This window comes from Thalassotalea crassostreae, from assembly GCF_001831495.1.
In the GTDB taxonomy this organism is placed as follows: Bacteria; Pseudomonadota; Gammaproteobacteria; order Enterobacterales; family Alteromonadaceae; genus Thalassotalea_A; species Thalassotalea_A crassostreae.
Window position 1 is genome coordinate 279,079 of sequence record NZ_CP017689.1, and the last position, 16,148, is coordinate 295,226.

Annotated in this window: 15 protein-coding genes; 3 read left to right on the plus strand and 12 right to left on the minus strand. The window is 38.7% G+C overall.

The annotated features are described in order from the left end of the window. Positions 1-30: 30 nt before the first annotated feature. From astD to LT090_RS01320, 6 genes are all read right to left on the minus strand, one after another. Entirely contained in the window at positions 31-1,500 is a 1,470-nt protein-coding gene (astD, locus tag LT090_RS01295) for a succinylglutamate-semialdehyde dehydrogenase (protein ID WP_068547873.1), read from the minus strand. Between the two features lie 23 nt (positions 1,501-1,523). Beyond that, entirely contained in the window at positions 1,524-2,540 is a 1,017-nt protein-coding gene (astA, locus tag LT090_RS01300; protein WP_068547872.1) for an arginine N-succinyltransferase, read from the minus strand. Between the two features lie 49 nt (positions 2,541-2,589). Beyond that, a complete protein-coding gene (locus LT090_RS01305; protein ID WP_068547871.1) occupies positions 2,590-3,807 on the minus strand; it encodes an aspartate aminotransferase family protein in 1,218 nt (405 codons plus the stop codon). Positions 3,808-4,035: 228 nt separating this feature from the next. Beyond that, the gene (locus tag LT090_RS01310; protein WP_082897282.1) at positions 4,036-4,386 is read right to left on the minus strand and encodes a PilZ domain-containing protein; all 351 of its coding nucleotides are present in this window, start codon (positions 4,384-4,386) and stop codon (positions 4,036-4,038) included. 54 nt (positions 4,387-4,440) lie between these two features. Then, positions 4,441-5,028 (minus strand): anthranilate synthase component II, encoded by a 588-nt coding sequence (locus tag LT090_RS01315; RefSeq protein ID WP_068547869.1) that lies wholly within the window; start codon positions 5,026-5,028, stop codon positions 4,441-4,443. Between the two features lie 96 nt (positions 5,029-5,124). After that, positions 5,125-5,922 (minus strand): MOSC domain-containing protein, encoded by a 798-nt coding sequence (locus LT090_RS01320; protein ID WP_068547868.1) that lies wholly within the window; start codon positions 5,920-5,922, stop codon positions 5,125-5,127. 125 nt (positions 5,923-6,047) lie between these two features. On the opposite strand from LT090_RS01320, the gene LT090_RS01325 reads away from it, so the two are divergent. The 3 genes from LT090_RS01325 (at position 6,048) to LT090_RS01335 (ending at position 12,259) form a co-directional block, all read left to right on the plus strand. Continuing rightward, positions 6,048-7,259 (plus strand): multidrug effflux MFS transporter, encoded by a 1,212-nt coding sequence (locus LT090_RS01325; protein ID WP_068547867.1) that lies wholly within the window; start codon positions 6,048-6,050, stop codon positions 7,257-7,259. A 534-nt stretch (positions 7,260-7,793) separates the two neighbouring features. Continuing rightward, on the plus strand, positions 7,794-10,490 hold the full coding sequence (locus LT090_RS01330; protein ID WP_070795868.1) for a S8 family serine peptidase: 2,697 nt from the start codon (positions 7,794-7,796) through the stop codon (positions 10,488-10,490). Then, positions 10,472-12,259, plus strand: a complete 1,788-nt coding sequence (locus LT090_RS01335; protein ID WP_068547005.1) for a S8 family serine peptidase — start codon at positions 10,472-10,474, stop codon at positions 12,257-12,259. Before LT090_RS01330 ends, LT090_RS01335 begins: the two co-directional genes overlap by 19 nt. A 93-nt stretch (positions 12,260-12,352) precedes the next feature. Here LT090_RS01335 and LT090_RS01340 read toward each other — a convergent pair whose 3' ends face one another. The 6 genes from LT090_RS01340 to aroQ all read right to left on the minus strand — a co-directional run bounded on the left by LT090_RS01340 (position 12,353) and on the right by aroQ (position 16,081). After that, positions 12,353-12,961 (minus strand): PEP-CTERM sorting domain-containing protein, encoded by a 609-nt coding sequence (locus LT090_RS01340; RefSeq protein WP_068547004.1) that lies wholly within the window; start codon positions 12,959-12,961, stop codon positions 12,353-12,355. Between the two features lie 316 nt (positions 12,962-13,277). Beyond that, positions 13,278-13,436, minus strand: coding sequence for an oxidoreductase-like domain-containing protein (locus tag LT090_RS16785; RefSeq protein ID WP_082897212.1), 159 nt, complete (start codon positions 13,434-13,436; stop codon positions 13,278-13,280). Between the two features lie 60 nt (positions 13,437-13,496). Next, positions 13,497-13,643 (minus strand): oxidoreductase-like domain-containing protein, encoded by a 147-nt coding sequence (locus LT090_RS16790; RefSeq protein ID WP_082897211.1) that lies wholly within the window; start codon positions 13,641-13,643, stop codon positions 13,497-13,499. A 143-nt stretch (positions 13,644-13,786) separates the two neighbouring features. Continuing rightward, positions 13,787-15,133: an acetyl-CoA carboxylase biotin carboxylase subunit gene (gene accC, locus LT090_RS01345; RefSeq protein WP_068547003.1), complete on the minus strand. Its 1,347-nt coding sequence runs from the start codon at positions 15,131-15,133 to the stop codon at positions 13,787-13,789. A gap of 23 nt (positions 15,134-15,156) precedes the next feature. Beyond that, positions 15,157-15,603, minus strand: a complete 447-nt coding sequence (gene accB, locus LT090_RS01350; protein ID WP_068547002.1) for an acetyl-CoA carboxylase biotin carboxyl carrier protein — start codon at positions 15,601-15,603, stop codon at positions 15,157-15,159. 28 nt (positions 15,604-15,631) lie between these two features. Then, entirely contained in the window at positions 15,632-16,081 is a 450-nt protein-coding gene (gene aroQ / locus LT090_RS01355) for a type II 3-dehydroquinate dehydratase (RefSeq protein WP_068547001.1), read from the minus strand. Between the last annotated feature and the right edge of the window lie 67 nt (positions 16,082-16,148).

Here is a 16,148-nt window from a genome sequence, read left to right on the forward strand (position 1 = left end):
AGATAAGTAATTTGTACGACAAAGAAAGCATTAGATAGTTAGGCCTGGGCTTAAGTTTTCAGGTAACTGAACTTTGTCTGACTCAACAGACGCTACTGGGAATGCACAGTAGTCTGCTGCATAAAAAGCACTAGCTCTATGATTACCGCTATCACCTATGCCACCAAATGGTGCGGCACTGCTTGCGCCGGTAATAGGTTTGTTCCAGTTCACGATGCCTGCACGGATGCGTTTGAAAAAGTGTTGGTAATGTTCTTCGCTGTCACTTAAAAGTCCTGCAGATAAACCAAAACGAGTATTGTTTGCTTCAATGATGGCACTGTCAAAATCATCATAACGATACACTTTAACAAGTGGGCCAAAATGCTCTTCATCGATGATATTTTCAACATTGGTTACATCAACAATACCTGGGCTTACAAAGCCAGTACCGGATTCCAAATGTGCCATAGCGACAAGAGACTTTGCACCTTGAGCTATTAATTGTTGCTCCGCCGCTATCATACCAAGAGCTGCTCGCTCGGAAATCATGGAACCAATAAAAGGTTGCTCTTCTGCATCGTACATACCAATTTTAATTGCTTTGGTCGCACTAATAAGTTTTTCAATAATTGCATCGCCTTGACTACCATTTTCAATAAACAATCGACGAGCGCAAGTACAACGTTGGCCTGCCGAAATAAATGCTGATTGAATTATATCGTGAACAACGGCATCAATATCAGAAACATTTTTGACGATTAATGGATTATTGCCACCCATCTCCAATGCTAATATTTTGCCTGGTTGTCCAGAAAACTGTTGATGCAATAATTTACCAGTAGTTGAGCTACCAGTGAAAAATAGGCCATCTATGCCAGGGTGATTCGCTAGTGAAATACCAGTGTCCACCTCACCTTGAACCATGTTTATCACGCCTTCAGGCAACCCTGCTTGTTGCCAAAGCTTCATCGTAAGCTCAGCAACCATAGGTGTTAATTCTGATGGCTTAAATACGATAGTATTACCTGCAATTAGTGCGGGTACGATATGGCCATTTGGTAAATGACCAGGGAAGTTATACGGTCCAAACACGGCAACTACGCCATGAGGCTTATGGCGAATAAATGCTTTTGCGCCAGGCATTGCATTTTCAACTGTACCTGTTCGTTCGTTGTAAGCTTTGATTGAAATGTTAATTTTACCAACCATTGCACCAGCTTCAGTTCTTGTTTCCCAAAGTGGCTTTCCGGTTTCTTCAGCAATTGCTAATGCCATTTGCTCTTTATTTTCGGTAAGAACTTCCATAAAACGATTAACGACTTCTATACGTTGCTCTACCGTTTGAAAACCCCAACTTTCAAAGGCATCACGCGCACTGTTTATCGCGTCATTTACCTGTGTAGCTGAGGCTGCATTGCCTTCCCATAACACTGTGTTTTTTGCTGGGTTTAACGAGGCCATTTCTTTGCCTTCGCCAACTAACCATTGACCATTTATAAATTGTACTGAGTTTGTCATTATTACCTCTGCTGCGGCGGCAATTAACTTGCCGCGACTCTTAGCATATCGCCGTTGCTTACTTTTAAAGCATCCGCGCATTCTTGATTGATGGTGATCGTTTGTTGCTCTATATCAATATCAGCGGTCGTTTGTGCTGCTCTAAAATCAACTATTCGAGTATTAGCGAGCATGTGCTTGTGTTTCGATGTGACTTCACCAATATTTACTGTTAAACGAGAAGAGTTTTGTATTGTACGTATTGAGTTTAATTCACATTCAACTGTTGGGCCGCCATCAAAAATATCAACATAGCCACGATTTACAAAACCTTCAGACTGAAGCAGTCGTAAAGCCGGTAAAGTTTTGTCGTGCACTTGACCAATAACTTCTTGTGCCGCTTGGCTAAGTAAATTTACATAGATTGGATATTTAGGCATTAATTCGGCAATAAATTCTTTTTTACCTATACCTGTTAAGTAGTCTGCTGTCGGAAAGTCCATTGAAAAGAAATGTTCTTCTAACCATTCCCAAAATGGAGAACTACCATTGTCGTCAGAGACACCACGCATTTCGGCGATCACTGTGTTGTTAAAACGTTGTTGTTGTTCTGCCATAAATAAGAAACGGACTTTCGATAAAAAGCGACCGTTGTTATTTACTCGGTAGTTATCACGTAAATAAAGAGTACATAACTCAGTTGCACCGGTGTAATCATTATTCAATGATAATATTTCAACGGTGTTATAGATGTTAAGTTCACGTGATGAATGAACAACTTTACCTAAATGATAATGATAAAAAGCATCGTGCAGACCTACAGCTGATTCAATACCTGTGGTACCGATCACTGTGCCTGTTGACGTATCTTCCATAACAAATAAATAACCTTCATCACCACAGCCTTCATCACTTTTGTGGACTGCTTGTGTAGCGCGATTGATTCGGTTAATCAATTGTTCTTCATTTACAGGTAAAGATGTAAATCCATGTCCTGATTCTATAGCGATTTGATGCAATGCATCGTAATCGCTACTTCGAATAGGTCTGATTATGATCATAGTAAATTCTCTAAACTAAAGATGTTTTAGGCTTATAATTAACCGCTATTTAAGCGTTAACTACTTGCGCAACGGCTTTTTCAAAACGTTCTAAACCATCTTGAATTTCTGCATCGCTAATTACTAATGATGGCGCGAAGCGAACAACGTTTGCACCGGCAACCAATGTCATTAAACCGTGCTCCATTGCAGCATTTAAAAATACTTTAGCTTTACCTTGATATTGCTCGGTAAGTTCAGCACCAACAAGTAGGCCTTTACCGCGTATGTCGGCAAACACATTGTATGTTTCATTAATTTTCGCTAAACCATCTTTAATGATTTTTTCTTTTGCAATGACACCGCTTAACACAGCAGAAGTATTCACTTCATTAAAAGCTGCTTCAGCAACTGCACAGGCTAACGGATTACCACCATAAGTACTGCCATGAGTACCAATTTTAAGGTGCTTAGCAATTGCGTCAGTTGTGATCATGGCACCAATCGGGAAACCACCACCAAGAGCTTTAGCAGTCGTTAAAATATCAGGTGTAACGTTTAAACCCATATATGCATATAGGTCGCCAGTTCGGCCAACACCAGTTTGTACTTCATCAAATACTAATAACGCATTATGTTGGTCACATAATTCACGTACGCCTTGCACAAATTCATTAGTTGGTGAAATGATACCACCCTCGCCTTGTAATGGTTCCATTACTACAGCACAAGTGTTATCTGAGATTAATGCTTTTAATGAATCAAGGTTGTTGTATTCTGCGTGAGCAATGTCACCAGGCTTAGGGCCAAAGCCATCAGAGTATGCCGCTTGACCGCCGACTGTTACTGTAAAGAATGTACGACCGTGGAAACCTTGTTTAAAGGCGATGATTTGAGATTTATGTTCACCGTGCTCTTCAATAGCCCAGCGACGTGCTAATTTAAGCGCGGCTTCATTTGATTCTGCACCAGAGTTGGCGAAATATACTTTATCAGCAAATGTTGCATCAACGATGCTTTTTGCTAAACGTAATGCAGGCTCATTAGTCATCACGTTAGATAGGTGCCAAAGTTTTTCGCCTTGAGTCTTTAAAGCTTCAACTAGTGCAGGGTGACAATGACCCAAACAGTTAACTGCAATACCACCAGCGAAATCGATATATTCATTATTATTTTGATCCCAAACTCGAGACCCTTTACCACGAACTGGTATTACCGCAGAAGGTGAATAGTTAGGCACCATTACTTGATCAAATAATTCTCGATTTACCGTATTTTGTGCAGACATCTCTGAAATCCTCTTGAAAAAATGCATTAGGTTGAACAATTATAGTTAGCTTTAAGCGTTTAAACGCTGTGGGTTCAACACAATTTGGACGAATATTATGCCAGAAACATCGATTAATGTCTTTAGCTTAACCACTAAAAAGCCAGTTAAAACAAGGGGTCTGGGAGTTTTATTCAATTTTGTTGCATAACTATTGCAACGAGATTAAAAGCTTAAAAAAATTAATTTTTATTTGTTTGGAAGATTAAAAACACGCTTCAATTGCGTTTTTATTTCGTCGTCAATAATTAAAAATTTCAGGCCGAGTAAATATTTTTGTTGAGACAATCGTCGGTTAACGACTAATCGAACTTTTGTCTCGATGTGATCTGGAACTTTATGCATACAAACGATAAATTCGGCAGGATGGCCGCAGTTTTCGATAATAAAATCGACATCATTTTTATCGACAGCAAGCTGAATACCAGATAAGGAAAGGTTTGTGGCTTTTACTTGTCTTGTTTCATCACTATTTTCGATTTTCACGGTAACGTTGAATTCCATATCAACTCTAGGGTGAAACCGTCTGTCAATCTGCATGTGTATTCCGGTTGGTTTTACTAATTATTTTGCAAGTACGTATTTGTGTATTGCTTATTGTTTACTCAAACGAAGAAAGTTTGCAAGTAATTCGTGCCCTTGCTCGGTTAAAATTGACTCTGGGTGAAATTGAACACCCATAATCGCCATAGTTTTATGTTTTAAAGCCATGATTTCATCGAATTCTCCGTTTTCGTCTTCACTCCATGCGGTTACTTCAAGTTCAGCAGGAAGTTTATCTTTGTTTACGACTAAAGAGTGGTAACGCGTGACTTGCAATGGATTATTTAAACCGGCAAATACATTATTATTGTGATGTTTGATAAGAGATGTTTTTCCATGCATTACTGTTTTAGCTTTTTCGACTACACCGCCAAAGTGCTGAGCAATACATTGATGTCCTAAACACACTCCTAAAATGGGGACGATACCGCCAAATTCAGCAATGATCTTGAGTGATAACCCTGCGCTATTTGGATCACAGGGGCCAGGTGAAATAACAATATGGTCAATATTCATGCTTTTAATATCTTCAATGGTTATTTCATCATTACGAACAACCATCACTTCTTCTCCCAAGTGCTGAAAATAATGCACTAAGTTAAAAGTAAAGGAATCATAATTGTCGATCATTAAAAGCATAGGTTGTTCCGATTTGACACACTGCACTAATTATTTCACTTCAAGCGATTAGATAAAAGCAATAAGTAAAAATTACTAACAGTAAATGATCACTAACTATTTAATAATAGTCACAGTGTCATTGACCGTTATAGTGCCTTTATTTAGTGCCACAAGATTTTGACCAAAGTTTACATCGCCATTTTCTGATGTTCGGTATGTTGATAAAGTTTTTAAGGGTTCGCCATTTTTATCTCTAGTAGCGCTGTTAGGGTTTACATTGATAAAAATACAGCGACTGCATGGCTTCGCAAGTTCAAATATCACATTACCGATTTTAATTTGGTGCCAATCGTCTTCTGCAAATGCTAGCGCGCCACTGACGACAATATTGGCCCTAAACTGAGCCATAGATACTTCTTTACTTAGTCGTTGATTTAGCTCAGTTAATGACGCTTCGTTGGTTAAAAGCAGTGGATAACCGTCGGCAAAACTTAACGAAGTATTATAGTGATCTAGAGTGCGGTTGCTTTCTTCACCTAAATACAAGATCTGGCAGGGTAGGTTAAGATATTGACTGATCCACTGATCCAATTCAGCAGTACAATATTGCGCCTGAAACTTATCTTGCCATACTTGTATATTTTTATATTGCTGAGAAAACTGAGCTTTAGAAACAATAAGAGAAGGCATCGCAGGTGCATTAAATATGAATCCATTGGCCGCGTTCTCAATTTGAACGAGCACTAATTTAGACTTTGTTCTACCGGTTATAAATTTTCCATGTAAATCAGTAACCAGAAATATACGGTCACCGTGAACGCCTGTTTCTGTAATAACTGCACTTTCAAGGCTGTTTGCCGCAGCAGATTTCATCGGGTAGATGTTTATTGCTGAGAGTTGAACTTGCTTCATATTGATAATCTTTCTTTAACAACGAATAGTTTATAATGAAACTATTATAGGTTTTTTGCTACACTTGCGCTTGTAAACTATTTTTACAAGAATTCACTTTCCATTACTCACTAGTTAGGCGAACAATGACCGAATCTGGCCAGCAGAATCATATTTCATTAGGCTTATTGCTACCATTGCTTGCCTCTATTGTTGCGATCACTCCTTTAGCGGTTGATTTATATTTACCGGCAATGCCGATAATAGCAAAACACTTTAATACTTCAATTGCCGTTATACAAAATTCACTAAGTATCTATCTAGCAGGTTATGCAACAGGTTTATTGCTATTTGGCCCGCTAGTTGACCGATTTGGACGTCGTAAATTAGCAATATTCGGCTTAGCGTTATTTTCAATATCGTCTTTTATGATACCGTTTGCTAGCAGTGAGCAGGAGTTTTTGTGGCTTCGGTTTGTGCAAGCATTTTTTGGTTCGGCTGCCACCATTGTAGTCCCCGGCGTTATAAGACAGTTTTATGGAAAAAATACGGCGAAAGGAATGTCATATGTCAGTATGATTATGATGTTTGCACCTATGTTAGCGCCGACAATAGGCAGTGCGATATTAGTGCTTATAAACTGGCAAGCAATGTTTTATTTTTTGGCCATCTATGCATTTGTGATTCTGATTGCTGCAATTAAGTTTTTGCCAGAGGTTCTGCCTAGAGAAGACGGTAGCATTGCTAGGCTTTCATTTTTAGGTAACTACAAAATAGTCTTATTGAACTCTTCAGCACGAAAATATATTTTAACTTCGATGCTAGTGTCGTTGTCTTTCTTTTGTTACCTAACCGCAATTCCTTTTGTCTATCTAGAGGTTTTTGAAACAAGCGAGTTTGTCTTTAGCTTTTTATTTGGTGTGAATGTTGTCGCTTTAATGTTAGCGCAATTGATCAATACTCGTTTTGTTGTGCGATTAGGTTCTGAAGTGTTACTGATGAGAGGCTTTTACACGGCTTTCATATCTTCTTTATTACTCGTGTTAGCAAACTACTTTTCATTATCACTGTTCTGGACAGTAATCACTGTCATGCCATTGATGGGCAGTTTATCGCTAATTGCGGTTAATGCTGACTCGATGATCTTGCTAAAATTTGCTCACCAAACCGGAACAGCTACAGCGGTAATAGGCACATTAAGATTTGGAATTGGTGCATTAGCTGGTCCTATTTTGGCTTATTTTCATAATGATACATCATTGCCATTTGCAGCACTTATGTTTAGCGCAATATTGCTTGTTGGCCTATGTTTGTTATTAGATAATAGGAAAAAATCGACAGTATTACCTCAAAATTAAATTAGATCGTTCTAAGCCATATTTTTCCATTTTTTGTCTTTAACTCTCATTTTTTCGCCATTTTTTGTTCTCAGTTACAAAAAAAATGAAATTATTTTTTTTTAAATTGTTCAAAAATAAATCGTTTAAAATTAACACCTTGTTAACATTAATTGCCCGTAAGTTGTTTACAAACCGTTAACGTGCGGTTAAAAAGTGTACGTTCGATTTGACGGTTGGTCATTTTTTAGCTTAAAGTTAACCCTGTAAACAGTAATAAAGTTTATCTTTTTAAAATTAGACATTGGAACTAAAAACTCTAGAAGTCGTCCGTTTTTGAAGGTTAACTTTAAAAAATGAAAGTGTAATCGATATTTTTAAATGAATTGTATTCAGTAAATTTATTTTTAATCAGTGGTCTACGATAACTTTCCTAGTATACAGAGATGTCATTTAAGTATTACGTGTTACCCCCAAATTACTAACATAAAAATAATAATAGACAAATTGGTGCGTTAGGGTGTTTTGTAGACTTCACGAAAGTGGAGTCTTTTGATGATTTCTTTAGAAAGAAAAATAGCTTTTGGTGTGAGTAACACTAAAAGTAATAATGTAATTTCAACTCAGAGTTTCTCTTTAGTTGTATTCTTATTTTTAGTCTTGAATCTAATTATGAGCAGTGCATTTGCTAAAAATGCAAAGCAGAAACAGTTTAGACAAGGCCATATCATAGTTAAAGTTAAAGCTGGTGTGAGTGCTAAGTCACTTGAAAAGCTAGCGAAAAGATTCCTATCTAAAAAACAAAGAAGCATTGTTTCAGATCATACATTTATTATCGAAACATCGAAAGGTAATGAAAAACGATTGATTCAGCGATTAAATGCACATCCTGATATCGCTTACGCAGAACTAGATTTAGAATTAGAATTAAACAGCGTAGAAACTAATGATGCGTTAGTTAATAGCCAATGGTATTTACCTAAAATTAATATGTCTGATGCTTGGTCTAGTAGCACAGGTAAAGATATGGTCGTGGCAGTATTGGATACTGGTATTACCGTTAGCCATGAAGATATGGCAGGTCAAATACTTACGGGTCGAAATGTAGTAAGTGATAATAGTGATGTAACAGATATTAATGGTCATGGTACCCAAACTTCCGGCGTTATCGCCGCACTAACAAACAACTCTATCGGTATTAGTTCAATCGCCCATAATGCTAAAATATTGCCAATCAAAATTTCCGAAAAATCTAATGGTTATGCTTATTCGAGCCACGTCGCAGAAGGTCTTAACTGGGCTGCTGATAATGGGGCTGACATAGCGAACCTTAGTTATGACTTTGCAACCAGTACTACAGTTTCTAATGCCGCGAGTTACTTTCGTTCTAAAGGCGGTTTAGTTGTTATTTCTGCTGGTAACAGTGGTGGCGATCTAAACTGTACAGAAAATTCAAATGTAATTATCGTATCTGCTACAGACTCATCAGACAATAAAGCTTCTTGGTCAGATTACGGTAATTGTGTGGACGTTTCAGCTCCTGGTGTATCTATTAAAACTACATTCAAATCTGGTGGCTATGGCAACATTAGTGGTACATCTTTTTCTGCTCCAATTACTGCTGCGGTATTAGCAGTTTTAAAATCTGCGAATCCTCAAGCGACAATCAATGAATTAGAAACAGCACTAAAAAATAGCGCAGATAAAAGTATGTTTGATGGTGATTTTTCCAATAAATTTGGCTACGGTCGAATAGATGCCAATGCCGCATTGGCTAGCTTAGGTGGAGGAGAAATTGAAGTTGATCAAATTGCACCAACAGTAGAAATTATTACCCCTAACGAAGAGTCATCTCACAGTGAGAATGTTGAAGTTGATGTTAACGCTACAGACGATGTAGAAGTGAGTAGAGTAGAACTTTATATTGACAATGAATTGCTTGCTACCGAACAACATGCGCCTTACGAATTTGTTATTGAGCAAGAAAAGTATAACGGTCAATCACTAACAATACATGCTGTAGCGTATGACACGTCAGGTAATATCTCGAGCTCTGACACAGTGCAAATAAATATTGAAGATGCAATCGATTCTGACGATGATGGCGTTATTGATAGTGAAGATGCTTTCCCAGAAGATGCAACAGAAACTCACGACAGCGATTTAGATGGTGTCGGTGATAATGCTGACGCTTTCCCAGAAGATGCAACAGAAACTCACGACAGCGATTTAGATGGTGTCGGTGATAATGCTGACGCTTTCCCTGAAGATGCAACAGAAACTCACGACAGCGACTTAGATGGTGTCGGTGACAATGCTGACGCTTTCCCAGAAGATGCAACAGAAACTCAAGACAGCGATTTAGATGGTGTTGGTGATAATGCTGACGCTTTTCCTGAAGATGCAACAGAAACTCACGACAGCGATTTAGATGGTGTTGGTGACAATGCTGACGCTTTCCCTGCTGATGCTAGCGAAACTAAAGATACAGATAAAGATGGTGTAGGCGACAATGCAGATGCTTTCCCTGCTGATGCTAGCGAAACTAAAGATACAGATAAAGATGGTGTAGGCGACAATGCAGATGCTTTCCCTGCTGATGCTAGCGAAACTAAAGATACAGATAAAGATGGCGTAGGCGACAATGCAGATGCTTTCCCTGCTGATGCTAGTGAGACTAAAGATACAGATAAAGATGGTGTAGGCGACAATGCAGATGCTTTTCCTGCTGATGCTAGCGAAACTAAAGATACAGATAAAGATGGCGTAGGCGACAATGGCGATGCGTACCCGAATGATCCTACTCGTACAGAAATTGTGATCGAAGTTATCGAGCCGATTGAGCCTGAAACGCCTGTTGAAGAAGAACAAGTTGAAGAAGAAAGCAACTCAAACAACGACGCTGACAACGGCAGTGTAACAGAACAAGAGCAAGAAGTTGCTGAAAACAATAACTCGGAACCAACCACAGAGCAAAACACTGAAGATAATTCTAATAGTAACTCAGGCAATGACTCTGGTAACGGTTCTGATAACAATTCTGAGCAAGAAGCTGAGCCGACAGAAGATGCTAGTGAAGTAAAAGCATCAGACGAAAACAATAATGCTTCAGCTCAAGAAACAGAAACTAGCAATAATATTTCATCGACTGAAACAGCAGAAGCTGACTCAGGTTCAAGTGGTGGTTCTTTGTTTTTGCTTACTTTACTTATCATTCTTGGAGGAATCAGAAAGTGTTCGGTTCTAAAATAGTAAAATCATTGGCGCTAATATCGATATTTTCTATAAATATTGCAGCGGCTCAAAACAATACCGAACATGGACGTTTATTAATCAAAGCAAAGGATGGAGCTTCCGCTGAAAGGGTCGCAGATATTCTAGCGGAACAGGAAAATCATGGCAAACGTAAGCTAAAATTAGCAAATGCTAATATTCACTTACTAAAAGTTAAAAAAAATAGTGAAAAGGCAATAGCAAAATTACTACGAAAGTACCCTGAAATAGAGTTCGTTGAAGTAGACAAATTAGTATCACCGGGATCTATAGAAGCCAATGATAACTATTATGCTAATGCCTGGCATCTCCCGATAATGAACCTTCCTGCCGCGTGGCAATACTCTTTAGGGGAAGGCATTACGGTTGCGGTATTGGATAGCGGGGTTAATCCACATACTGACTTATCAGCAAACACATTAGCTGGATACAACTCGGTCAGTAATAATACCGATGTGACCGATATAAATGGCCATGGTACGCAAGTAGCCGGCACAATCGCTGCATTGAGTAATAACAGTATTGGTGTCACATCTGTTGCGTGGAATAGTAAGATATTACCAGTTAGAGTGAGTGAACAGAGTAACGGCTATGCTTATTGGAGTGATGTTGCCGAGGGGTTAATTTGGGCGGCCGATAATGGCGCTAGTATTGCAAATATTAGTTATGCAGTAAGTTCAAGTAGTACGGTAACGAATGCAGCACAATATTTTTACAATAACGGCGGTTTAGTTGTCGCCTCTGCGGGTAACAGTGGTACAGATTTAAATTGTAATGATAATCCATTTATCATCACAGTATCTGCTACTGGAAAATCAGATAGTAAAGCCAGTTGGTCGGATTATGGTAATTGTGTTGACGTGTCAGCACCAGGCGTTGGAATTTATACAACAACGAAGAGTGGTGGTTATGCAGCCGTAAGCGGAACATCTTTTTCATCACCGTTAACAGCGGCAGTGCTTGCTTTATTAAAATCTAAGTTTTCAAATTTGAGCAATGTTGAGTTAGAGCAATTATTGGAATCAACAGCAGATAAAACTATGGCGAATGGTGTTTATAGTAAGCTTTATGGTCATGGGCGAATTGATGCTTATGCAGCTCTTACCTCTGAGGTTGAAGCACCTGTTGAAGACCAACAATTACCAGAGGTAAGTTTTGTTTCGCCATCACAAAATAGTGAACACAACGAACAGGTCGATGTTTTAATTGAAGCAACTGATAATGTTGAAATTGCAAGTGTTGAGTTGTATTTACAAGGGAATTTAATCGCGACTGATACGACTAAGCCGTATTCTTTTATTGCTGATACTAGCGCTTATGAACAACAAAATATTGCATTGCAAGCTCGAGCTAAAGACAGTTCAGGTAATATTAATAATGCCACCATCGAAGTGTATATTAGCAACTTTGTTGAACCAGAACCAGAACCTGAGCCAGCAGACACTGAAGCACCTGATATTTCACTTAACTTACTTGATGGCGCGACAATTACATCTAACCAAACGATAGTTGTGACGGCGAGTGACAACATAGACGTTGTTAGAACCGAGCTTTATATAAACGGGCAACTAAAAGCAAGTTCGCTAAGCTCAACAATACAATATGGCTGGAATATCAAAAAAGTATCTAACGGCAGTCATTCAATCTCTGCCAAAGCATACGATGCTGCCGGTAATGCGAAACAAGTGCAAATAACTGTTACAAAGGAAGGTGCTGTTAAAGGCAGTAAAGGTAAATCTAATAGGTAACATAGACAGCCCCCGCTGCTATAATGTAAAAAGCCCTGAGAATTCAGGGCTTTTTTTATAACCAAAATTTATCAAACGTTAACGGCCAAAATACTAATTAAGTCGTTTTCGTCTTGAAAGATAAACTCCTAGTATGGCTGTTGAAAGAATCAATAAAGTTTGCGGTTCAGGGATTGATTGGCCACCACCACCGCAATCTCCAGTGCATCGAGTATCACCAGCCCCCCAAATCGCGATATTTGAAATCGCACCTTCATCAGGCCAAAAACCATCTAACTCAATGTCCATCTGACCATCCCAAGAGCTAATATCAAAAACGTAAATCGCAGGCTGATGATTACCGTCTTTCACCGAAAGGTAGCAACCGCTAGCGCAGTCTATAAAAGAACCTTCTAACCACTCGATTAATGCATCCTCAGGGTCATTAGCGGTATTGCTAAAGGTCGTACTGTAATCGCTACTGTATGGACCTTCATCACCACCTCCTGCATTCGACTTGTAAAACAAACTTTCGATAATGACAGGGTCACCTATCATTGTGGCAATATCGTCAGCATGAGGGTTTGAGTTATCGTCACTGGTCCAGCAAAAATCAACAATACAATCCAGTGGGGTTAACATTAACGTCGCCTTTGCATGGAAAGCGAATAAGGCGCTAATCAACAAAATCAACAGAGGCATTTTTTTGAGAAAATTTTTCATAATATTTTCCTTAGTTTAAATACCAATTAATGAGCATTGGTCTAGTTATCATGCATACTTTATTCCAAAGTTATAATGTACAGCGGATTCAAAGATTTATAGCCTTCAAATAAAACGCTTAATTTATCTACGAAAGTTTTTGTATATTTATCTGACGTTTTATTTTGATAAAACAGAGCAATTCGCCATTAGAGCGGCAATAAGTATATGAAAAGGTAAATTTATCAGGTGTTTAGCAGGTATTGTCGAAATTATTAAGATGTAAAAAAAGCTGACACTATAAGTGCGTAATAATTGCAACTGATTGTATTTTATATTATTTTTCTAATTTTTCTTGTTCTTTTAATTTTGCTTGTTGAATGCGCCACTTTTGCATTTCTTCATAATAAAAATCCCAAACACACGGTGTGCACGAGCCGCTTTCGCAGCATTCGCCGTTTCCTGGAGGGGTAGGTTTTTCAATTAAATCGGTCATTATATTGTACTCTTTAATTCTTATACCAATTGAGATAATTATTTCACTTGGTATTACTTATCAATCAGTATTATTAAGTTGGTCTTGCTGAATACGCCAAATTTGTAATTGCGCATAATAATGGTCCCACACACATGGACAAAATGAGCCGCCGCCACAACAGTCGTCATCTTCAGGTGGAATTGGTTTTTCAGCTAATTCAGTCATTTATTTTATTGGTGTATTCGAATAAAAACATTTTACCTTAAAGTGCATTTAATGGAAAAGTGATTAATTTTAATTTGTTTTTAAAGATCAATAAAAAACCCGCTAAGTGCGGGTTTTTGGGATTTTATAAAAAACGAATTTTATTATTCGATTTCAGCAAGCTTCTTTTCAAGGTAGTGGATGTTAGCTCCACCGCGAGCGAAACCAGTATCATTCATAATATCTTCCTGAAGAGCGATATTAGTTTTGATGCCATCGATTACTAATTCATCTAATGCATTTTTCATGCGTGCAATAGCAACGTCACGAGTTTCACCATAAGTGATTAGCTTACCAACCATTGAGTCATAATGAGGAGGCACAGAGTAATCAGTATAAATGTGAGAATCCCAACGAACACCATTACCACCAGCAGGGTGGAAACGAGTAATTTTACCTGGTGAAGGAATAAAAGTACGTGGATCTTCAGCGTTAATACGACACTCGATTGCGTGGCCAGTTACTTTGATGTCTTCTTGTTTGATAGTTAACTTTTGACCAGAAGCAACACGTAATTGCTCTTTAATTAAGTCAACACCAGTAACCATTTCTGATACTGGGTGCTCTACCTGAATACGAGTGTTCATTTCAATAAAGTAGAACTCACCGTTTTCATATAAGAATTCGAACGTACCAGCACCGCGATAGTTGATCTCGATACATGCGTTACAACAACGAGCACCAATTTCTGCGCGAAGTTCTTCAGAAATACCAGGTGCAGGCGCTTCTTCAACAACTTTCTGATGGCGACGTTGCATTGAACAGTCACGCTCGCCTAAATGGATTGCATTACCTTGTCCATCAGCTAATACTTGAATCTCAACATGACGTGGGTTTTCAAGGAATTTTTCCATGTAAACTACATCATTGTTGAAAGCAGCACGTGCTTCAGCTTGAGTTAATAGAATTGATTCTAATAGGTCTGCTTCTTCGCGAACAACGCGCATACCGCGACCACCACCACCACCAGATGCTTTGATGATCACAGGGTAACCAATACGACGACCGTGAGCTAAGTTAGCTTCATCGTCATCTGTAAGTGGACCATCAGAGCCAGGAACACAAGGAACGCCAGCCTGTTTCATTGCATTGATAGCAGATACTTTATCACCCATTAAACGGATACTTTCCGCTAAAGGACCGATAAAGGCGAAACCAGAGTTTTCTGTTTGCTCTGCAAAATCAGCATTTTCAGCAAGGAAACCGTAACCAGGATGAATTGCATCCGCATTAGTAACTTCTGCCGCTGTAATTATGCGTGGAATATCTAAATAGCTTTCTGTTGCAGCTGGCTTACCAATACAAATAGTTTCGTCAGCTAATAATACGTGCTTCAAACTTTTGTCTGCTGTTGAATGAACAGCTACAGTTTGAATACCAAGTTCTTTACAAGCACGTAATATACGTAATGCTATTTCGCCTCGGTTGGCGATAACAACTTTTTTTAACATGGAATTAATCTTCCTTAGTTAGCTTATTCAATTACGAATAGTGGTTGATCAAATTCAATTGTGTCGCCGTTTTGGGCAAGAATTTGCTTAATTACACCAGACTTGTCTGCTTCGATTTGGTTCATCATTTTCATTGCTTCAACAATACATAAAGTATCGCCAGCGTTAACGTGTTGACCAACTTCTACAAACGCTGCTGCATCAGGAGAAGATGCCGAATAGAATGTACCAACCATAGGTGAGCGAACAACGTGACCTGAAATTTCAGCCGCTGCCGGTGCTTCTGCTGCTGCAGGAGCTGCTGCCGCTACAGGAGCTGCTACTGGTGCAGGCGCTGCTACTGGCGCTGCAGCGATTACTTGACCGCCACGACTGATTCGAACTGACTCTTCACCTTCAGAAATTTCAAGTTCATTGATTCCTGATTCTTCAACAAGTTCGATTAGTTTTTTGATTTTACGAATATCCATTATTACACCTTGTAATGTTTATATTTATTTATTTTTCGTTTAATGATTCTGCTGCAAAGTTAAGAGCGTATTCATAACCTTTGGCACCAAAACCACAAATTACACCTTCGGCAACATCCGAAAGGTAAGATATAGAGCGAAACTCTTCACGTTTATGTACATTTGAAAGATGGACTTCAACAAACGGGATATTTACCGCTAACAATGCATCTCTTAATGCAACGCTAGTATGAGTAAATGCCGCCGGATTGATGATGACAAAGTCTATTTTTTCATATGCGGAGTGAAGTGCATCAATTAATTCGTGTTCTGCATTTGATTGCAAATGCGATAATTCAATTTCAAGAGACGCGGCTTGTTTTACCAAGTCTTCAATAATGTCACTGAGTGTGGCGCTGCCGTATACTTCAGGTTCACGCTTTCCCAACATATTTAAGTTCGGGCCATTTAACACGAGAACTTTGTTTTTTGTACTCATACTTCGCTAAATCCAGTGAAATTATTATTATTTGAAGTTATTACGACTCGCTGTTAATGAGTTGTAG